General features: G+C 46.5%; 18 protein-coding genes. 10 read left to right on the top strand and 8 right to left on the bottom strand.

The features are described from left to right. Positions 1-8: 8 nt before the first annotated feature. Entirely contained in the window at positions 9-1,328 is a 1,320-nt protein-coding gene (locus BLU98_RS03025) for a vanadium-dependent haloperoxidase (protein WP_092721797.1), read from the top strand. 8 nt (positions 1,329-1,336) lie between these two features. Here the strand turns inward: BLU98_RS03025 and BLU98_RS03020 are convergent, their stop codons facing one another. Both BLU98_RS03020 and BLU98_RS03015 read right to left on the bottom strand, forming a co-directional pair. Further along, on the bottom strand, positions 1,337-2,020 hold the full coding sequence (locus BLU98_RS03020) for an HAD family hydrolase (protein WP_092721795.1): 684 nt from the start codon (positions 2,018-2,020) through the stop codon (positions 1,337-1,339). A 19-nt stretch (positions 2,021-2,039) separates the two neighbouring features. Next, positions 2,040-2,813: an NUDIX hydrolase gene (locus BLU98_RS03015; RefSeq protein WP_092721793.1), complete on the bottom strand. Its 774-nt coding sequence runs from the start codon at positions 2,811-2,813 to the stop codon at positions 2,040-2,042. A 101-nt stretch (positions 2,814-2,914) separates the two neighbouring features. Here BLU98_RS03015 and BLU98_RS03010 point away from each other — a divergent pair, with 101 nt between their 5' ends. Then, the gene (locus BLU98_RS03010; protein ID WP_257574669.1) at positions 2,915-4,822 is read left to right on the top strand and encodes a glycoside hydrolase family 3 protein; all 1,908 of its coding nucleotides are present in this window, start codon (positions 2,915-2,917) and stop codon (positions 4,820-4,822) included. Between the two features lies 1 nt (position 4,823). Continuing rightward, positions 4,824-5,747 carry a sugar phosphate isomerase/epimerase family protein gene (locus BLU98_RS03005; RefSeq protein ID WP_092721791.1) on the top strand — a complete coding sequence of 308 codons (924 nt, stop codon included), beginning with the start codon at positions 4,824-4,826 and terminating at the stop codon, positions 5,745-5,747. A gap of 25 nt (positions 5,748-5,772) precedes the next feature. On the opposite strand, the gene BLU98_RS03000 is transcribed toward BLU98_RS03005, so the two are convergent. Genes BLU98_RS03000 through BLU98_RS02990 form a run of 3 tightly spaced genes read right to left on the bottom strand, consistent with a single transcriptional unit; the run spans position 5,773 to position 8,513 of the window. Beyond that, the gene (locus BLU98_RS03000; RefSeq protein WP_092721789.1) at positions 5,773-6,093 is read right to left on the bottom strand and encodes a Dabb family protein; all 321 of its coding nucleotides are present in this window, start codon (positions 6,091-6,093) and stop codon (positions 5,773-5,775) included. A gap of 5 nt (positions 6,094-6,098) precedes the next feature. Beyond that, entirely contained in the window at positions 6,099-7,292 is a 1,194-nt protein-coding gene (locus BLU98_RS02995; protein ID WP_092721787.1) for a Gfo/Idh/MocA family protein, read from the bottom strand. Positions 7,293-7,325: 33 nt separating this feature from the next. Then, a complete protein-coding gene (locus BLU98_RS02990) occupies positions 7,326-8,513 on the bottom strand; it encodes a nucleoside permease (protein ID WP_092721785.1) in 1,188 nt (395 codons plus the stop codon). 116 nt (positions 8,514-8,629) lie between these two features. On the opposite strand from BLU98_RS02990, the gene BLU98_RS02985 reads away from it, so the two are divergent. Genes BLU98_RS02985 through BLU98_RS02975 form a run of 3 tightly spaced genes read left to right on the top strand, consistent with a single transcriptional unit; the run spans position 8,630 to position 11,572 of the window. Then, positions 8,630-9,646 carry a polysaccharide deacetylase family protein gene (locus BLU98_RS02985; protein WP_026774675.1) on the top strand — a complete coding sequence of 339 codons (1,017 nt, stop codon included), beginning with the start codon at positions 8,630-8,632 and terminating at the stop codon, positions 9,644-9,646. An 11-nt stretch (positions 9,647-9,657) separates the two neighbouring features. Further along, the gene (locus BLU98_RS02980) at positions 9,658-10,383 is read left to right on the top strand and encodes a ThuA domain-containing protein (RefSeq protein ID WP_026769374.1); all 726 of its coding nucleotides are present in this window, start codon (positions 9,658-9,660) and stop codon (positions 10,381-10,383) included. Between the two features lie 16 nt (positions 10,384-10,399). Next, a complete protein-coding gene (locus BLU98_RS02975) occupies positions 10,400-11,572 on the top strand; it encodes a glycoside hydrolase family 130 protein (RefSeq protein ID WP_092721783.1) in 1,173 nt (390 codons plus the stop codon). A 22-nt stretch (positions 11,573-11,594) separates the two neighbouring features. On the opposite strand, the gene BLU98_RS02970 is transcribed toward BLU98_RS02975, so the two are convergent. Then, positions 11,595-12,761: a trans-sulfuration enzyme family protein gene (locus BLU98_RS02970; RefSeq protein ID WP_092721976.1), complete on the bottom strand. Its 1,167-nt coding sequence runs from the start codon at positions 12,759-12,761 to the stop codon at positions 11,595-11,597. A 77-nt stretch (positions 12,762-12,838) separates the two neighbouring features. Here BLU98_RS02970 and metX point away from each other — a divergent pair, with 77 nt between their 5' ends. Further along, positions 12,839-13,855 (top strand): homoserine O-acetyltransferase MetX, encoded by a 1,017-nt coding sequence (gene metX, locus BLU98_RS02965; protein ID WP_092721781.1) that lies wholly within the window; start codon positions 12,839-12,841, stop codon positions 13,853-13,855. A 106-nt stretch (positions 13,856-13,961) separates the two neighbouring features. Further along, entirely contained in the window at positions 13,962-14,141 is a 180-nt protein-coding gene (locus tag BLU98_RS02960) for a DUF6728 family protein (protein ID WP_026769378.1), read from the top strand. On the opposite strand, the gene lpxB is transcribed toward BLU98_RS02960, so the two are convergent. Continuing rightward, positions 14,127-15,239 carry a lipid-A-disaccharide synthase gene (gene lpxB, locus BLU98_RS02955; RefSeq protein ID WP_092721974.1) on the bottom strand — a complete coding sequence of 371 codons (1,113 nt, stop codon included), beginning with the start codon at positions 15,237-15,239 and terminating at the stop codon, positions 14,127-14,129. The genes BLU98_RS02960 and lpxB overlap by 15 nt on opposite strands. Positions 15,240-15,382: 143 nt before the next feature. On the opposite strand from lpxB, the gene BLU98_RS02950 reads away from it, so the two are divergent. Together BLU98_RS02950 and BLU98_RS02945 are read left to right on the top strand one after the other, a co-directional pair. Further along, positions 15,383-15,745 (top strand): BlaI/MecI/CopY family transcriptional regulator, encoded by a 363-nt coding sequence (locus BLU98_RS02950; protein WP_026769380.1) that lies wholly within the window; start codon positions 15,383-15,385, stop codon positions 15,743-15,745. Positions 15,746-15,756: 11 nt separating this feature from the next. Continuing rightward, positions 15,757-17,886 carry an N-acetylmuramoyl-L-alanine amidase gene (locus BLU98_RS02945; RefSeq protein WP_092721779.1) on the top strand — a complete coding sequence of 710 codons (2,130 nt, stop codon included), beginning with the start codon at positions 15,757-15,759 and terminating at the stop codon, positions 17,884-17,886. Between the two features lie 16 nt (positions 17,887-17,902). Here the strand turns inward: BLU98_RS02945 and BLU98_RS02940 are convergent, their stop codons facing one another. Next, positions 17,903-19,645: a vWA domain-containing protein gene (locus BLU98_RS02940; protein WP_092721777.1), complete on the bottom strand. Its 1,743-nt coding sequence runs from the start codon at positions 19,643-19,645 to the stop codon at positions 17,903-17,905.

The raw sequence follows: 19,645 nt of genomic DNA, 5'->3' as shown, positions 1-19,645 counted from the left end.
AACTGTTTATGTCAAGAAAATTAATATCACTATTCCTGATAACAAGCGTGTGCATTGCACTGGTAACTGCCTGCGGAAATAAATCCCAAAAACCTATGGATGATGCCCAGGTAATGCACAACAGCCAGGATTTGCTTACGCAGATCATTATCTATGACGTGTTTACTCCTCCGGTGAGCAGCCGTATTTATGTTTATTCTTCGTTGGCCGCCTATGAAGCCATCCGCTATGCAAAACCAGGGAATGCATCGCTGACTGCCCGTTTGCGTGGATTTAAGCCTATGCCTGAACCGGAAAAAAACAAGAACTACAACTTCACGTTGGCGGCCACCAAAGCCTTTTTTACGGTGGTGCACAAAGTGGTGTTTTCACTGGATTCATTAAAGCATTTCGAAGAAACTACTTTCAACGATTTCAAAGACCGTATGGATGCAGATACGTATCAACGCTCTGTTGCTTTTGGTGAAGCGGTTGGTAAAGCAGTGTTGGAGAGGGCTAATGCAGACGGGTATATTAAGTCGAGAGGCAAACCCAAATTCCTCGGCAGCAATGCGCCGGGCAAATGGCGCCCAACGCCTCCTGATTATATGGATGGCGTAGAATGGTGTTGGAATACCATGAAACCCCTGGTGCTGGACTCCGCTGCACAGTTCATGCCGCCCCGGCCTCCTGCATATAGCACAGATACCAACAGCGCTTTCTTCAGGGCCAATAAAGAAGTGTATACGATTGGAAAGACGCTCACAGGCGAACAAAAGACCATTGCCAGGTATTGGGATGACAATCCGTTCGTGATAGAACATTCCGGGCACATGATGTTCGGCAATAAAAAGATCACGCCTGCCGGTCACTGGATGGGCATTACAGCAATTGCAGCAAAACAATCGCATGCCGATGCTGTTAAAACAGCTAAGTCTTACGCGCTTACGGCCATTGCTTTGTATGATGCATTTATTTCGTGCTGGGATGAGAAATATCGCAGCAATGTGATCCGGCCGGTTACCGTGATCAATGAATTCATCGACAGGAACTGGGTTCCGTTCCTGCAAACACCGCCCTTTCCGGAATATACCAGCGGGCACAGTACCATCACTGCATCGGCGGCAACAGCGCTCACTGCTTTGTATGGCGATCATTTTGCTTTCCAGGATACCAGCGACTTGCATTACATAGGTATGCAACGTCATTTCAATTCATTTCAGGATGCAGCGGCAGAAGCTTCTATCAGCCGTGTGTACGGAGGTATCCATTACCGTCATAGTGTAGACATTGGCGCCGAGTCCGGTAAAAAAGTAGGCGCTTTGGTAGTAGATAAACTGTTGAAATAAAACTGTCTTCAATCCCATTGAAAAGAAAAACCATTGGGCAAACCCAGTGATGTTTCTGACAAACGCAGGTGTGTGAAATCAGGTATCACCAGCACAGCGCCTTCGGCCAGCAATCCTTTTTCGGCCGCAGCATTGCCGATGCCAATGGCATGCATACCGGCGGCAACCGCTGAACGGATACCACTCACGGCATCTTCAAAGACAAGACATTGAGCAGGAGACAGGTTCAACTGCTCAGCCATTTTCCGGTAAGGCTCAGGATCGGGTTTGCCTTTTGTTACATCATGCGCCGTAACAAAAGAAATAAATGATTGCTCCAGCCCATGCTTTTGCAACATCTGCACCATGCGGCTTTTGTGGGAACTGGTCACTACCCCGGTGGTGATTTTTTGTTTGCGAAGGAACTGGATGAATGATACAACACCTGTAATGGCGGCCGGATTTATTTCATTGTTGAGCGCATCGGCTGCATGCCTGATGGCTTGTTTGGTAGCTTCGGTAACATGAGGAAACAAAACCTGGATGGTCTCAGTACCTTTCCTGCCATGGATGTGCATGCGCACCAATTCATCTGTGAGCGCTACATTTTCCCTGGCAGCCCATCGGTGCCAGAATTTTTCAATTTCCGGGTTGGAATCAATGATCACTCCGTCGAGATCAAAAATGACTGCTTTGATAATAGGGGCCGACATACTTTGTTTTTAGTTTGCTTCACCATCCTCCCTGCAATCCTTCCAGCAGGGCTTGTTGGTATTTACGCAAATTGAATGAATAAAGATAGGGCGCTTTGTGAGCGCCGCCCTTTCGTGTTTCTTTCAACCTTCGCAGGATGCCATAGCTGTTCATGCGCCGCTGAAAATTTCTACGATCGAGTTTTTTACCAAGGATGGTTTCGTATAGTGTTTGTAATTCAGGCATGGTAAATTTATCGGGCAACAACTTGTAACCGATCGGCTGGTAGTTCAATTGCTGGCGCAGGGTCTCCAATGCTTTGTCCAGGATTTGCCTGTGATCCATAAACAGGTTGCCGATGTTGTGGAGATGCTGCCACTCACAGGCAACAGAAGTATTGTCGGGCGTGGGGGTCACGTGCGAAAATTCAACCAGTGCATAAAAACCTACGGTAATGAAACGGTTCAGCAACCAATGGTCTTTTTCAGCCTCTATGCCCAATTTTTTCAGCCGGTTTGAATGGTATTTCCGGTCCGACCTGGCAGGGTCGCCGAACACATGAAACTGTTGCAGGAAAATATCATTGATACCGGTGCGTTCCTGCAATACCCTTGTTGCCGCCGCCTCCAGCGTCTCATCCTTATAAACAAATCCCCCCGGAAGGGCCCAGTGATCGGTGTGCTCCATTTTGAGCAGCAATACTTTCAACTGGTTATCGTGAAAACCGAAGATCACACAGTCCAGCGAAAGGCCCGGATGGAACAATTTGCCACCCTTTTCCATAAACTCACGAATGTTCTTTAGTGTTCGCATACCACTTCGAAAATAAGCGAAACCTTCCTGCCAAACAATTTTGAAATTGGATCAGAAATGATTATCATTGTGTCATAACGACGCAATGAAAAAATAACCCCATGAAACAGCTTGCCATTTCTACGCAGTTCAGGTGGTGGATTGCTGCACCCCTGCTGCTGGTTTCCTTTTGCTGGAAACCCATTATTACCCAGGCCCAGCCTGCATTCCGAGACTTGAATAAGAACAGAAAGATGGATGTGTATGAAGACAAAACGCAGCCTGTCGAAGCCCGTGTGAACAACCTGCTTTCACAGATGACACTGGAAGAAAAAGCAGGTATGCTGTTCATCAATGGTGCAAGGATCAACGACGATGGTTCGCTGGATGAGAAGCCCGGACAAGGCATGTTCGCTTTCGCACCCACGGCTCCCAAGCTGATGCGCGAAAAAATGATGAACCATTTCAATCTCTGGCAGGTACCGGGCATCCGTGCACTGGCCACTTGGTACAACAATGTGCAACACCTCGCAGAAAGTACCCGGCTAGGAATACCGGTAACCATCGCTTCCGATCCGAGGCATGCATTCAGCAGCAGCATTTTTGCCATGGCTGCCAATGGTTTCTCGCTTTGGTGTGAGCCATTAGGATTGGCCGCTATCGGCGATGAAGCCTTCACCCGGAAATTTGCCGATGTAGTACGACAGGAATACGTTGCCGTAGGCATACGTGAAGCGTTGCATCCCATGGCCGATCTGTCTACCGAACCGCGCTGGCCGCGCATCAGCGGTACGTTTGGAGAAGACGCACAACTATCTGCAAAAATGACCTATGCTTATGTAGAGGGATTGCAGGGCGCTAAACTCAATAGCACCAGTGTAGCTGCCATGACCAAGCATTTTTCCGGTGGCGGCCCTCAGAAAGAAGGACTCGATCCGCATTTTGAATTTCAGAAAGGGCAAGTGTACCCCGGTAAGAATTTCAATTATCACCTGATCCCATTCGAAGCCGCTTTCAAAGCCCATACGGCTGCCATCATGCCTTATTACGGCGTACCGATGAACCAGACCGATGAGAATGTAGGCTTCTCTTATAATAAAGCGATCATCACAGGTTTATTGCGCAACAAATATCATTACGATGGCGTGGTATGTACCGATTGGGGTCTGGTCACAGATGCGCATATCGGCTCTTATGTATGGCCGGCGCGCGCCTGGGGTGTTGAGAATTTATCCGCAGAAGAAAGGGTATTGAAGATCATCAATGCCGGCGTAGACCAGTTCGGCGGAGAAAACCTGCCGGAGATCGTTATTCAACTGGTGAAAGAAGGTAAGCTCAAAGAAAGCCGGATCGATGTTTCTGTAAAGAGATTATTACGACAGAAATTCGAACTGGGACTTTTTGACAATCCTTATGTAGATGTGGAGAAAGCCACACAGATCGTAGGAAAAGAGGCTTTCCGCAAACTCGGCGATGAATCCCAGCGCAGGTCCATGATCTTATTGAAGAATCAATCTAATACCCTTCCTTTAACAGCAGGAAAGCTGAAAATCTATGTGGAGCACATCGACCCCAAAGTAGCTGCGGAATATGGTACAGTGGTAGAAAAACCTGAACAGGCCGATCTGGCGATCATCCGGCTGAATACACCCTGGGTGCCAGCCGACACTGCCAATTTCCTGGCTAAAATGTTCCATCATGGCGATCTCGATTTCAAAGGAGCGGTGAAAGATAATATCCTTCATTTGCTGAATACAGTGCCTACGATCGTGGATATTTTTCTCGACCGCCCGGCCGTGATACCGGAAATCAGCGCCAAGGCCAAAGGACTGCTGGCAGATTTCGGTGCAAGTGACGCCGCAGTTCTCGATGTGGTCTTTGGTAAATACCACCCGGGTGGTAAACTGCCTTTTGAACTGCCTTCTTCCATGGAAGCTGTTCGTAATCAGAAAGAAGACCTGCCCCATGACTCCAAGGATCCATTGTATCCTTTCGGGTTTGGATTACATTATTCATCCTTAAAAAAATAATATGCACAACAGAAGATCCTTCCTCAAACAAACATCTGCGTTGGCGCTTGGCAGCCTGCTGCTGAACAAGGAAATGCTGGCCGCAGATTTCAAGAAAAAATATCCTGGTATAGGCCTGCAATTGTTCACACTTTTTGGTGTGATAGACCAGGATGTGCCCGGCAGCTTGCAAAAAATAGCCGATACCGGTTATAAAGAAATTGAATCGGCATTCAGCAGAAAGGGCGGGTATTATGGAATGAAGCCCAAAGAGTTTGCTGCCATGCTTAAAGACAAAGGCATGAACTGGCGGTCACATCATGTGCTGGGCGCTCCTTTTAAAATGCCGCCCGGCGCCAAAATGCCAACAGGTGCCGATGGCAAACCCATCACCATACCACCAATGAGGAACCTGCGCGACAATTACCAGGAATTGGTAGATGAAGTTGCAGAAGGCGGTGCTACTTACCTGGTATGTGCGAGCACACCGTTTGAAACAACAGAAGAACTCAAAACTTCCATAGAAGTATTGAATAAAACATCAGAGGCCGCCCAAAAAGCCGGCTTGCTGTTTGCTTACCATAACCACGACAGGGAATTCAAAGACCATAACGGTGTGATTCCTTATGACCTGTTGTTATCAGAAACCGATGCCGATAAAATGAAGATGGAATTGGACCTGGCCTGGACCATCAAGGCAGGAAAAGATCCGGTAGAAATGTTCAAACAACATCCTGGCCGCTTCCATTTATGGCATGTGAAAGACCTCGATGCAACGCATGAACACATACTAGAAGTAGGAACAGGTTCCATCGATTTCAAGCGCATTTTTGCACATGCGCATACATCCGGTATGAAATATTTCTTCGTAGAACAGGATGGGGCGCCGAAGCCTTTTGAGAACATCGCTACCAGCTATCGTAATATTCATCAGCTGTTGCAATAAACAACAGCTGATGAATAGGTATGCATTACCGCGCCTGGATAGAATCGTAGACAACTACCTTATTCCACAGGTGTTTGCAGGTGTCTATAAAATGCAAGTGAATCGGATCGATCTGGTAGGCATCCTGATCTCCCTGGTTGGCAAATACTGCCAGCCAGGAAAATGCGTAACTGGTATCAATGACGTCGCGGTTGGTGCCTGCAGGTATGCCAATATGGGATTGTTGTATAGAAGGCACTTTACTTAATGCCTGTAAGCCCGCCAGCAATGCTGCATGATCTTCCTGGCTGACTGGATTGCCCAGCCAGAAATAAACATGGTGTACGAAAAGGTCTTGTGTTAGCATGATATTTATTCTATTGTTCTTTCTGTTATTTTTCCGGTTTCCTTGTGTTTGAGGATTATCTTTTTTGCACCGAAGTGGGTCATTTCTTCTTTGATGAGATAATGTTCGGCGTCGTAAGGTACGAGGTGACTTTCTTTAGTCAATCCTGTTTGTCCGCGCCAGATATCCAGTTTCACCGGCTCCCATATTTTAGTTTTCGCTGAGCGGTAAGCTGCATCCAAAATAGCATTCACCACGTAACCGTCGTAAAAAGTTTCTTTAGGAGCAACACCCTTTTCCATCGCATTGAACATGTCCATGAACATGTGATTATAGCCCAGTTCGTTCAGTTCATCGCCAACAGGGAATAGCCAGCCAGTATTGCTTTCGGCTTTCTCTGCAATATAATCGCCGCCCTTACCGGTGGTGAACATATCAAAGCCGGTGCGCAGGAAACTGTTGATCCAGATGGTGCCTTCGGTTCCCATCACTTCATCGCGCAGGTCGAGGCCGCCGCGGAAAGTCCAGCTCACTTCAAACTGACCAATAGCGCCGTTCTCATATTTCACCAATCCAATGGCATGGTCTTCTGCATCGATGGGTTTTACCTGTGTATCGGCCCAACACATAACTTCAACGGGTTTGATGTCTTTACCAATATAACTGCGGGTGATCTCCACGCAATGGCAACCCAGGTCGAGTATACAGCCGCCGCCTGCCTGTTCAATATCCCAGAACCATTCGCTGTGCGGACCAGGATGTGTTTCCCTCGACTTGGCCCACAATATCCTTCCAAGCGCACCGTTCTTCACGCTCTCGGAAGCTTTGATGAATTTGGGTGTATATACCAGGTCTTCCAGGTAACCATTAAAAATACCCGCTGCTTCTACGGCCAGTAACATGCGCTTGGCTTCTTCGGCATTGCGTCCGAGCGGTTTGGTGGTCATTACCGCTTTTTTGTGTTTGCAGCACAACATCACCGCTTCTTCATGCAGGTTATTGGGTAAAGAGATGCATACAATGTCCACATCCGGATGTGCAATGGCTTCTTCCATTTTAATGGTCCAGTGTGTACATCCATAATCTGCTGCAAATTTCCGGGCGCTTTCTTCACGACGGGAATAAATGCTGATCACTTTATCACGGCTTCTGTAACCTTGCAGGGAATCGGCATAAAACCTGCCAATGAACCCCGAGCCAAGCATGGCAATTCTTTTCATCTCTTAGTATTTATCGTTTTTAAATCAGGAAGATCAGGCTTCCTTTTTTTCTTTGAAGAATAAAATAAAATACAGCAATACGCCCAGGGCGATATAGGCAGGCACAAACCAGATTTGTTGCCAGTTATGCAGTTGGCCATTCTTGTGCTGGTCTACAATATACCCGCTAAAACCGGTACCGATGAACATGCCCAATCCGTATGTAGCAAACGTAAACAGCCCCTGCGCAGCATTCTTGATTTTCTCACCTGCTTTTTTCTCGGTATACATATAACCGGTAACAAAAAAGAAATCATAGCAAACACCATGCAGTATAATACCGGCATACAACATCCAGGTACCTGTATCGATATTGCCATAAGCAAAACAGAGATAACGCAGTATCCAGGCCGTCATGCCCAGCAGGATCATTTTTTTAACACCAATGCGATTGAATAAAAAAGGAATGGCCAATATGAAAACGGCTTCCGATACCTGTCCGAGTGTCATTTTACCCGCTGCATTCGAAAACCCGATCTCGTTGAGAAACGGATTGGCAAAACCATAATAAAAAGAAAGCGGAATACACACCAATATGGCAGCAATGAAAAAGATGAGGTAAGGTCTGTTCCTGAATAATACAAAAGCGGCTGCTCCCAGCGCTTTGGATGCGGTAACATTGTCGGCTGCCGCTTTGGGTGGCGTATGGGGTAGCACGAAACTGAACAGCCCCAGTCCGGCAGATACGGCCGCTGCCATATAAAAAGTAGACGATGTTCTTTCGATACCCAGTTTGCTAATGAAGAGGCCGGCTACGATCCATCCCAGCGTACCGAATACCCTTATCCAGGGAAACTGTTTGCCGGGATTGTTCATTTGTGTGAAAGCTACGTTATTGCTCAGCGCAATAGTAGGCATGTAGAGCAGGGAATAGGCCAGGATGATCCAATAAAAAGCATCGTTGTTTTCTATTTTGGTGGCCAGGAACAACAAGGCACCGCCAACCAGGTGCAATACACCCATAATGCGTTGTGCGGCGAAGAAACGGTCGGCTATCAATCCCACAAAAAAAGGAGAGATCATGGTGGCAATGGCCAGTGCGCTGTAAGCAGCGCCGATCTGGAAGCCACTGGCGTGTAAATGTTCGCCCATATAAGTGCCCATGGTCACATACCAGGCGCCCCAGATAAAATATTCGAAGAACATCATGATGGCCAGCAGGAAACCAGTTCTGTTTTTCATTTTCTTTCGTTAGATTTAATCCGTGTTTAACGGCATTTTGTGCGTGTTCAATATAGGGATAATTGACAAGTAAAAGTTAACCCATCGCGATTATTTCTTGATATCAAACCTCATCCATGAAAAAACGATTGCTTGTGTTTGCGGCAGCCTGTATGGTTTGTATGGCTGTTGCCGCACAACAGCCCGATAGTACTTACGCCGAAAAACTAGGCTTCCCCAAAGGAGCCAGGGTACTCATCTTACACGTAGATGATGTAGGCATGTCGTATGATTCCAATGAAGGAGCTATTAAAGCCATGACAGAAGGCGTCGCTACTTCCTGTAGCGTGATGATGCCTTGTCCCTGGGTGCCGGCCTTTGTACATTATTACAAAGAACACCCAAAGTTGGATGTAGGGTTACACCTCACGCTTACGGCAGAATGGAAGGGTTACCGGTGGGGACCGCTTTCGGGAAAAAAGGCAACCCCCGGACTGGTCGATGCTGAAGGTGCACTCTGGCCTTCTGTTGCAGCAGTGGTAGAACATGCGAGTGCAGCGGAAGTAGGGACAGAAATTGCTGCACAACTGGAAAGGGCCAGGAACATGGGTTTTGAGCCTACACACCTCGATACACACATGGGAACATTACTGGCCAAGCCGGATTTTGCGCAACAATACATAGAACTGGGCATCAGGAACCATATCCCTGTTATGGTGCCCGGAGGTCATGCGAAACTGATCAGTGAACAGGCGCAGGCATCCGAAGCATTACTACAACAAATGCGGCAGGCAGGTAAAATGCTTTGGGCCAGCGGACTGCCCGTACTGGATGATCTGCACAACGGCAGTTATGGCGATAAAATTCCACAGGAATTGCAGGGCGATGATGCCAAAATACAAGCGTTTAAAACACAGCAATACATCAAAGGTATCCGTTCATTGCTACCCGGACTTACCATGATGATCATGCATTGTACCGCTACTACAGAAGTATTTCCGCATATTTCCGATTCAGGTCCCGTTCGCCGGGGCGATATGCTGGCGATGTTAGACCCGGCATTGAAAAAAGCGATCCAGGATGAAGGTATCATACTTACTACCTGGCGGGAAGTCAAAGAAAGAAGAGAGAAATTAAACAGAACCAATCCATAACCATCATCATCATGAAAAAATTATTATTATCGTCCTGCCTTGCTTTAATGGCACTGATCAGTTTGTCTTTCATCAATTTTAAGAAAACGCCGAAAGTATTGGTGTTTGCACGTACCGTAAAATATCATCACGCTTCTATACCCAAGGGACTCGCAGCGATACAGCAATTGGGAAAAGAACATCATTTCGATGTGGATACTACTACCGATGCCAACCTGTTCACTGCGGATAACCTGAAAAAATATGCAGCAGTGGTATTCCTGAGCACTACAGGGGATGTGCTGAACGATGAACAACAAACAGCCTTTGAACAGTATATCCGTTCAGGTGGCGGTTTTGTAGGCGTGCATGCGGCCACTGATACTGAATACGATTGGCCCTGGTACAATCAACTGGTAGGAGCCTATTTCAAAAGTCACCCCAAGCAACAGGAAGCTGTGCTCCATATTGTAGACCATTCGCATCTTTCTACCAAACATTTACCGGCAGAGTGGAAGCGTAAAGACGAGTGGTATAATTTCAAAAGCATACAACCCAACCTGCACATACTGATCACCATCGATGAAAAATCTTATACAGGAGGAGAAAACGGCGATCTCCATCCCATGGCATGGTATCATGATTTTGATGGAGGGCATGCTTTTTATACAGAGTTGGGTCATACTGATGAATCCTATGCAGATCCATTGTACCTGCAACATTTGTACGGAGGCATTGCATCGGTAATGAAAAAATAGAGATCAATCTTTGTACATGAAAAGCAGTGATTCAAGAAGGCTTTCCTGGATAATCGGATGCGGACTTCTTTTGGTAGCAGCTTGCCAAATGCCAGGTAAAAAAACAACAGCGCCGGTGTCAGACAGTTCCTGGGCGTTGTTAGGTTTCGAAAAACTCGATAGTGTTAATCCGGTGCTGATGCCAGGTACCGGCCGGTTCATCGATCCCATACGCCAACAACCAATCTTTTGGGAAGAAAAAGATGTATTCAATCCTGCCATTGTAGTGCGCAATGATACCGTATACATGCTCTATCGTGCGCAGGACAAGATCGGATTGCCCGGTGGCACTTCTCGTATTGGATTAGCTTACAGCACCGATGCAATGCATTTTACGCGATTAGCCACACCGGTACTGTATCCAGATAAAGATGCCTATCAACAATATGAATGGGAAGGCGGCTGCGAAGATCCCAGGATCATAGAAGATGATAAAGGCATCTACTATATGACGTACACTGCTTTCGATGGTAAAACAGCCAGGTTAATGGTCGCGGTTTCAAATGATTTGCTGCATTGGACCAAACAGGGACCGGCTTTTGCAACCGCTTATGAGGGCAGGTACCTGAATGCATGGTCGAAATCGGGATCCATTGTATCACGGTACACAAAAGGAAAGATCATCGCAACAAAGATTCATGGTAAATATTGGATGTATTGGGGCGATAAATTCATTTATGCAGCTACTTCAGATGACCTGATTCACTGGACTCCTATTGAAATGGCTGCTGATGAACAACCTTCGGCTCCTTTAAAGGGAGAAGCGAAACAAACGCCACGGTTAAAAATTGTGGTGGCTACACGCGATGGTAAATTCGACTGCGATCTTGTAGAATCCGGCCCACCTGCCATGCTTACAGACAGCGGCATTTTGCTGATCTATAACAGCCGCAATATTCCTGCCATCGGCGATACGAGTTTGCCTGAAGGCACTTATGCAGCAGGACAGGCATTACTAAATAAAGACAACCCTTTGCAATTGAACAAAAGGTTGTCGCATCATTTCATGCACCCCGATAAACCTTATGAAATCAATGGCCAGGTAAACCGGGTATGTTTTTTAGAGGGATTGGCTCAATTCCATAACCAGTGGTTTTTGTATTATGGCACAGCCGATTCCAAAATAGCAGTAGCGAGGTCCGGTTATTAATTGTGCACGTAATTCCTATGCATCAGCATTTTTCCAATGCCTGCAAAATATCCTCGAGGATATCGTCTTTGTGCTCAAGGCCAACGCTGATGCGGATCAGTCCGGGCGTAATATTCACGGCCTGTCTTTCTTCTTCGCTAAGCTTGGCATGCGTGGTGCTCGCAGGATGTGAAGCAATGCTGCGTGTATCGCCGAGGTTGGCAGTCAATGATAAAATATCGAGCGCATCAAGGAACTTGCGGCCTGCTTCAATGCCTCCTTTCAGTTCAAAACATACGATCCCGCCTCCGTTCTGCATTTGTTTTACAGCAATTGCATGCTGCGGATGACTTTTGAGGAAAGGATATTTGAGCCAGCTTAGCTTCGGATGTTTCTCCAGCTTTTCTGCGATATAGTGTGCATTGGCTGCATGACGTTCCATGCGCACTTCGAGCGTTTCCATGCTGCGGCTCAATACCCATGCATTGAAAGGAGAGAGGGCGGGGCCGGTACTGCGGCAAAAAAGATAAATATCCTTGATCAGATCTTTGCGGCCAACTACCACACCACCCAAAACGCGTCCCTGTCCGTCGAGCCACTTGGTGGCGGAATGCACCACAAGATCAGCGCCATAGGCAATGGGCTGTTGAGCCACCGGGGTAGCGAAGCAATTATCTACATTCAGGATGATCTTGTGCTTTTTAGCCAATTTGCCGATCATTTCCAGGTCCAGTATGTCAAGCCCCGGGTTGGTGGGCGTTTCAAGGTAGATCATCTTTGTATTGGGCCGGATGGCAGCTTCCCATTCGGCTTCCGTGGCCGTGGCGCTCACATAACTATGTTCAATGCCGAATTTGGGCAGGTATTTGGCAATCACCGTATGGGTGCTGCCGAAAATGGCATTGCATGACAGGAGATGGTCGCCCTGCTTCATCAAAGCCATGAAAGAACCAAACACCGCGCTCATGCCCGATGCAGTGGCAAAGCCGGCTTCAGCGCCTTCCAGAACACAGACCCTGTCGGTAAACTCCTGTACACTGGGGTTGCTGAAACGACTGTAAATATTGTCGTCTGTTTCATCGGCAAAAGCAGCCCGCATCTCTTCTGCATTATCAAATGAAAAGCTACTGGTAAGGAACACAGGGGAGGAATGTTCCATTTCATTTGTCTGGTCAACACGGGTGCGGATGGCTTTGGTTTGAGGCCTCATGGGACGATTTTTGAAATATTTATGCAAATGTAACTCAACCATGCCCTTATTTTGCGTTGAAATGCGGAATTATCAGTATGAATGTGTTTAACTACCCCCAACCCTTTACGCTCGAAAACGGAGTCGTTTTGCCCGAATTGCAAATTGCTTACCACACCTATGGCAAGCTGAATGCCAATGGAAGCAATGTGGTATGGGTTTGTCATGCACTGACGGCTAATTCCGATTGCGTCGATTGGTGGAAGGGATTGATAGGTCCTTCCTGCCTCATCGACCCCGAGGAATACTTTATTGTTTGTGCCAATATATTGGGCTCCTGCTACGGAACCACCGGCCCAACAAGCATCAACCCCCAAACCGGAGCGCCTTATTATTCCGATTTTCCCACCGTTACTATCCGCGATATGGTAAAAGCCCATATCCTGCTGCGGGAAGCCCTGGGCATTGAAAAGATCGGTTTACTGATGGGCGGTAGCATGGGCGGCTACCAGGTGTTGGAATGGTGTATGATGGAACCCCGTAGGATTGAAAAATCCTTCCTGATTGCCACATCACCTTCTGAAAGTGCCTGGGGTGTGGCAGTACATACTGCGCAACGGCTGGCGATTGAAGCCGATAATACCTGGCGCAACCACGATGCACATGCAGGTGCACAGGGACTCAAAGCCGCAAGGGCCATCGGCATGCTCACCTACCGCAACTATGGCATTTTTCAGGATACACAAACGGATCCCGACCCGGAGAAGATCGATCATTTCAGGGCTTCTTCCTATATCCAATACCAGGGTGAAAAACTGGCGAAGCGGTTCAATGCGTTCAGTTACTGGCTGCTGACCAAATCGATGGACAGTCACCACCTGGCCAGGGGAAGGGGCGGCGATCTGATCAGCGCATTGAATACCATTCAACAACCAACATTGATCATTGGTATCGATAGTGATATACTTTGTCCGTTGGCAGAGCAAAGATTCATGGCCGAACACATTCCGCATGCGTCATTGATAGAGATCGGCTCTTCTTACGGACATGATGGCTTTATTATTGAAGCGAAGCAGATCACGGAGCATTTAAGTCATTGGTTAAAGAGTTGTTAGATGTCAGTTGTCAGTTGTTAGATGTCAGATCGTAAGCAAAAGAATTCTAACAACTGACAACTGACATCTAACAACTAATTTAAGTAGCTTTACAAAAAACGATTTCATGGGCATCTTGCGGCAGCTGGCAGAATACCTCTATATCAAGAAAAGAGACCCGAAAGAACCACTCACCAAGTGGATGAAATACATGCATGGCATGAACCGTATATCGCTCATCATGTTCATCATAGTGCTGATCATTGCTATTTTCAAACTCCTGATCTTACCGCTATTGCGACACTAGGGCAAACTGATGAATGATAGTAGCTGCTTGTTCTGAGGCATTGCCTCCTTCAGATAGTATGGCTTTCAGCCTGGCATAATCTTCTTTTAATATTTGCAGATGCCGTTCATCGGTCAGCAGCAGGCGAAGTTCGCGGATGAGGTTGGGAACCGTGAGATCATCCTGTATGAGTTCTTTCACTACAGGTTTATCCATGATGAGGTTTACCAGTGAAATGTATTTTATTTTGATGAGCCGTTTGGCGATCTGGTAACTGATGTTGCTTCCTTTGTAACAAACCACTTCGGGCACACCGAAGAGCGCAGTCTCTAAAGTAGCAGTGCCACTGGTAACCAAGGCGGCACAGGCCTGCAACAACAAAGAATAAGTTTCGTTGCGAACAACCGATACATTCGAATAGGGAGCGAGGAAGGGTGCATAAAAACTTTCATCCTGTCCGGGCGCCTGCGCTACTACAAACTGGTAATCGGGAAAATGCGCCGCCACTTCCAGCATAATGGGCAGCTTCTTACCAATCTCCTGTTTGCGGCTTCCGGGCAACAAAGCAATGATCTTTTTTTCGCTGCTGTGTTCGCCGCGGGACGTAATGGCCTGATTCACCACTTCCACCAATGGATGGCCTACATAATCTACGGCCCAGTTCCATTTCGTATGATAATAATCTTTTTCAAAGGGTAGTATGCAAAGCATTTTGTCGATGCTTTGTTTCATTTGCTTCACCCTGTTCTCTTTCCATGCCCATACCTGTGGCGAGATATAATACACCACTTTGAACCCTTGCTTTTTAGCCCAATGCGCAATGCGCAGGTTGAAGCCGGGATAATCGATGAGTACCAGCACATCGGGACGATAGGCGAGGATATCCTGTTTGCAGAACCGGATATTACCCAGGATAGTAGGCAAGTTCATGATTACTTCCGCAAAACCCATGAATGCCAGGTCGCGGTAATGCTTGACCAGTGTGGCTCCTGCAGCCTGCATGAGATCGCCTCCCCAACAGCGGATACCGGCCGAAGCATCTTTTTGCAATAATTGTTTGATGAGGTTGCCGCCGTGCAGATCGCCGCTGGCTTCGCCTGCAATAAGATAGTATTTCATCGGGCTGCAAAATACCGCTTTCAAAAGATTGTGTGAGACTGTTTTTGCCAGGCATAAATGTTAACGGACTTTTAAAACTAAAAAAATAGTTGTTTAACTAAATAAATAGTTTTATGTTTGAATTCAATTAATACATCCCCCTAATGAGATCCTTAACAAAAGCAGAAGAGCAGATCATGCAGAGTATCTGGCGGCTCAACAAAGCATTCCTCAAAGACATTGTGGAAGCACAGCCGGAACCACGGCCTCATTCCAATACGGTGGCCACCATTGTGAAAATACTGGTTGATAAAGGCTTTGTAGGTATTACGCCTATTGGCAGGGTACACCAGTATTATCCGCTGGTATCGAAAGAGGAGTACTCATCCAGTTATATCCGTAACATGGTAGAGGGCTACTTCGAAGGTTCTTTCAGCAACGCTGTTTCTTTTATGTTGAAACAGAAAGATATCAGCGTGAAAGAACTGGAATTACTGCTGCAACAGCTCAAAAATAAAAAATCATAAAACCCTTTGCCATGCTTTCTATTGCTTATTATTTCCTGCAAGTGATCGTATGCAGCGCTGTTATGATGGGATATTACTGGCTGGTACTGCGTAATAAACGGTTTCACCAGTACAACCGTTTTTATTTGCTGGCCGTAGCGCTTTTATCCTGGACGGTTCCGCTGATCAAAATACAATGGAACAGGCCGCAGGCCAGTAACCAGGATATGATGCGATGGTTGTATGTGGTAGCCGATAGCAATTCCGAAATGGAAGAAACGATACAGCACAAAGGCTTTCTGTGGAACTGGGATACGGTGGCAGCAACACTCTATGTTGCAGTGGCAGGACTTATCCTGCTGTTCACCATCAAAACCCTGATACGTTTGTATCGCTTGCTCAAAATGCATTCCTGTCGCAATGTAGAAGATGTTTATCTCATCATTACCCGCGCCAAGGGTACTCCTTTTTCTTTCTTCCGGTATATTTTCTGGAATGAAGCCATTGACCTGTACAGCGAATCAGGTAAACAGATATTGCAACATGAATTAACACATGTGCGTCAAAAACATTCGATAGATAAACTGTTGATGCAATTGGTATTGGTGCTGGGATGGTTTAACCCTTTTTTCTGGTTGTTGCGACGAGAAATGGATATGATCCATGAATTCATTGCCGATAAGAAAGCCGTTGTGAACGGCGATACTGCCTCACTGGCGCAGATGCTACTTACAGCAGCTTACCCGCAACAACATTTTGCACTCACTAATCCATTCTTTTTTTCACCCATTAAAAGGAGGTTACAAATGCTCACCAACAACAAAAATCCGAGGTTTACCTATGTAAGAAGGCTGGTGGTACTGCCGCTGCTGGCTGTTGTAGTAATGCTCTTTGCTTTTCGTAACAAAGAAAGACGCCAACCCATATCGGTGGGAACCGTGATGGAAACCGTGATGAACAACATCGTGCATGATGCGGCTGCCGATCAGCAGGAAGTAGTTTCAAACGCAGTGTATAAATTGGATAAACAATACACAGTGGTTATCGATGCAGGGCATGGCGGACAAGACCGTGGCGCTGTGGGTGTGGACGGATCCATTGAAAAAGACATTGCGCTGGAACTGGCGCAAAAAATTAAATCCATGAACAGCAATGATCGTGTTAAGATCGTGCTCACCAGGGAGAGCGATGTTTTTCAGCCGGTAACAGAAAAAGCGCAACTGGCGAATGCGCAACATCCTGATCTTTTCATTTCACTGCACTGCGATAACACAGCTTCCACTTCAACCCAGGGCATCGAGCTGTTCATTGCCAGTAAAGAAAAAGCGAAGGACTACCAGGCCAATTACAGGCTGGCCAATTATATGGCTTCTTCACTCGGGGGAGTGAACAAATTCCGCGGCATACAATCCAGCCGCAAGGGCATCTGGGTATTGCAGGAAGTGAATTGCCCTTCTGTATTGATAGAAGCAGGGTTCATGTCCAACCCATCTGATATGTCCAATCTGAAGAGCACTGCTTACCAGCAGAAAATGGCCGGCGCTATATTGACCGGTATCCAGCAATATTTATCGGCTCATGAAAATCAAACCACCTTCATTCCGGTAGATACTGCCATAGAAGTGAAAGTAAAAGATACGGCTGCTCATCCTTTGTTTGTAGTTGACGGAGAAAAAATGGGCCGGAAGGGTTTGAAAGAATTAAAACTGGATCCAAATGATATTGACAATATTAGTGTTTTAAAAGATGAGGCCGCCTTTAAAAAGTATGGAGAGGAAGGCAAAAACGGAGTTGTAGAGATCACCACTAAAAAGCAAGTAGCTGACTCTACAACGACAAAGCAGCATAGTAAAGCTGATCTGATGATGAAAAAATTGAATGAGCTGAAAAAAGATAATGAGAAATCTTATTTCGAGATTGATGGTAAATCCGTCATCACTACCAAAAGCGGGCAGACGGTTTGGATAGAAGGTGTCACAGACCTGGTATTGGTAGACGGAAAGCGGGTGAGTGTTGACGAACTTAACACATCATACAAGCGAAGTGATTTTGTTGAGGCCGCTGGAAACGATTATTCAAAAAAATACCACAAAGGAGTATTGTTACTATCCACACGCACACATTCAATTAAAGAAATACAAAAAATGCTGGCAGTAAACTAAACTGCTGATCATTCGATTATTTTTTCTTCTTTCGCTTCTTTGAAGGATGATATATTTCAATGGCCTGTTTGATAAGCTGCAATAGTTCCTCTTGTTGAATATTAGCAGGATCGACAACAGGTTCAGCGAATGCCAGCACTTTCTCTAAAGTGAGGTCTTTTGTATAAGGAGAACCTTTCAATACAGCGCCGAACATGCTTACTGCCGCAGCGAATTGGTAAGCATGTTCGGCTTTTTCAATTGCTATGGGTTGATTAGATGCTGTAAATGCATGATGCATAAAAGATGCGCTGTCGGGAAGCTGGTAGCGCAAATCAATGGAGGCCAGGTTTTCCGTTGATGAATGAGTAGTTGCCGGTTCTATTTCAAACAAAGCCATCAGGGCATGCCCACTGCCGATTTCTCCACCTTCCAATTCACGGGTACTGTCGTTCAAAGCGGTTCTCTTGTTGTCAAAGCCAATCAGGCGATAGGTTTTGACAAGGCTGGGATTGAAGCGAACGATAACCGTTGCATTGTTGGCAACAGCATATAATGTTTGTGTGAATTCAGTTACCAATACTTTTTGTGCTTCGCCTAAATGATCCAGATAAGCAAAATTGCCATTGCCTTTTTTAGCCAGCACTTCCAGCTTGCTGTCTTTATAATTGCCCATGCCTACTCCCAGGCAAGTAAGGTAAATACCGCTTTTGCGATATTGAACAATCAGGTCTTCCAGCTCTTTTTCCGATGATTGTCCCACATTGAAATCCCCATCGGTAGCCAGTATCACCCTGTTGTTGCCATTGCGCATATAAGTGTGCGAAGCCAATGCATAAGCCTGCTGGATGGCTCCGGCGCCCGGTGTATCACCCGCAGCACTCAGCGAATCGATGACTGCTTTGATCTTTTTCTTTTCAGCGCCTCCTGTTGGCGCCAATGCAATGCGCACATTGCCGCCGTAAGTCATGATACTGATGGTATCCTGCGGACGTAAATTATCTGCCAGTAACTTGAATGCCGACTGCAGCAAGGGGAGCCGGTTGGGCTTATCCATCGAGCCAGACACATCGATCAAAAAAACAAGATTGGAAGGAGGCACACTGTCAAGTTGCAATTGCGGTGCATGAATATGAAGGTACAGCAGTTGATGTTCCTGCTGCCAGGGGCAGGATGTAACGGTTGTCTGGCAGGTAAAGGCACGGGAATTTTCAGCAGCAGGATAACTGAAATAATTAAGCATTTCTTCAATGCGGATCGCATGCACAGGCACCCGCATATTATTGTGAATGAAACGACGGATATTACTATAAGAAGCTTTGTCGATGTTCAGTGCAAAACCTGTTTCCGGATATTGCGATGCCTGGATAAAACGGTTTTCCATAATGTCGCTGTAGCTCTCGCCCATTACAGAAGCAGGTACAACTGGTTCTGTTTGGAGATGGTTGGTGAGAGAGCTGAGCCTGGCCCTGTAAAAATTTGCCAGCTCAGGCTGCATTTTCAAAACAAAGAACTGGGTCTTCCTGGTATCGATGGCAGTACGCAGGGTATCATAACCTTCGTAAGACAATGTAATGGTATCAATGAGCCTGGAAGAAGGGATGCCAAAGCTGCCCAGGTTGCCGGTATAATATGGATAAGTGCCGGTGCTTGCCAATTGTATGCGTACGCCCTGTAATAAACGCCCCTGCTCATCCTTCACTTCTCCACGCAGGTAATTCTGCCCCATGAGCAGGCAGGGAAAAGAACAAGCAAGTAATAACCAGGCGACAGCCTTCAT

Origin of the sequence: Hydrobacter penzbergensis, from assembly GCF_900106985.1 — a bacterium.
Taxonomy (GTDB): domain Bacteria; phylum Bacteroidota; class Bacteroidia; order Chitinophagales; family Chitinophagaceae; genus Sediminibacterium; species Sediminibacterium magnilacihabitans.
Note: the sequence above shows the minus strand (reverse complement) of the source record. Positions and strands in the feature narration are given on the sequence as shown.

Excerpts from the sequence above, each read along its gene's own strand:
- BLU98_RS02950 (WP_026769380.1), top strand. The coding sequence starts at position 15,383 with ATGAGATCCTTAACAAAAGCAGAAGAGCAGATCATGCAGAGTATCTGG.
- BLU98_RS03010 (WP_257574669.1), top strand. The coding sequence starts at position 2,915 with ATGAAACAGCTTGCCATTTCTACGCAGTTCAGGTGGTGGATTGCTGCA.
- BLU98_RS03000 (WP_092721789.1), bottom strand. The coding sequence starts at position 6,093 with ATGCTAACACAAGACCTTTTCGTACACCATGTTTATTTCTGGCTGGGC.
- BLU98_RS02960 (WP_026769378.1), top strand. The coding sequence starts at position 13,962 with ATGGGCATCTTGCGGCAGCTGGCAGAATACCTCTATATCAAGAAAAGA.
- BLU98_RS03015 (WP_092721793.1), bottom strand. The coding sequence starts at position 2,813 with ATGCGAACACTAAAGAACATTCGTGAGTTTATGGAAAAGGGTGGCAAA.
- BLU98_RS03005 (WP_092721791.1), top strand. The coding sequence starts at position 4,824 with ATGCACAACAGAAGATCCTTCCTCAAACAAACATCTGCGTTGGCGCTT.
- BLU98_RS03025 (WP_092721797.1), top strand. The coding sequence starts at position 9 with ATGTCAAGAAAATTAATATCACTATTCCTGATAACAAGCGTGTGCATT.
- BLU98_RS02940 (WP_092721777.1), bottom strand. The coding sequence starts at position 19,645 with ATGAAGGCTGTCGCCTGGTTATTACTTGCTTGTTCTTTTCCCTGCCTG.
- metX (WP_092721781.1), top strand. The coding sequence starts at position 12,839 with ATGAATGTGTTTAACTACCCCCAACCCTTTACGCTCGAAAACGGAGTC.
- BLU98_RS02975 (WP_092721783.1), top strand. The coding sequence starts at position 10,400 with ATGAAAAGCAGTGATTCAAGAAGGCTTTCCTGGATAATCGGATGCGGA.
- BLU98_RS02980 (WP_026769374.1), top strand. The coding sequence starts at position 9,658 with ATGAAAAAATTATTATTATCGTCCTGCCTTGCTTTAATGGCACTGATC.
- lpxB (WP_092721974.1), bottom strand. The coding sequence starts at position 15,239 with ATGAAATACTATCTTATTGCAGGCGAAGCCAGCGGCGATCTGCACGGC.
- BLU98_RS02995 (WP_092721787.1), bottom strand. The coding sequence starts at position 7,292 with ATGAAAAGAATTGCCATGCTTGGCTCGGGGTTCATTGGCAGGTTTTAT.
- BLU98_RS02990 (WP_092721785.1), bottom strand. The coding sequence starts at position 8,513 with ATGAAAAACAGAACTGGTTTCCTGCTGGCCATCATGATGTTCTTCGAA.
- BLU98_RS02970 (WP_092721976.1), bottom strand. The coding sequence starts at position 12,761 with ATGAGGCCTCAAACCAAAGCCATCCGCACCCGTGTTGACCAGACAAAT.
- BLU98_RS02985 (WP_026774675.1), top strand. The coding sequence starts at position 8,630 with ATGAAAAAACGATTGCTTGTGTTTGCGGCAGCCTGTATGGTTTGTATG.
- BLU98_RS02945 (WP_092721779.1), top strand. The coding sequence starts at position 15,757 with ATGCTTTCTATTGCTTATTATTTCCTGCAAGTGATCGTATGCAGCGCT.
- BLU98_RS03020 (WP_092721795.1), bottom strand. The coding sequence starts at position 2,020 with ATGTCGGCCCCTATTATCAAAGCAGTCATTTTTGATCTCGACGGAGTG.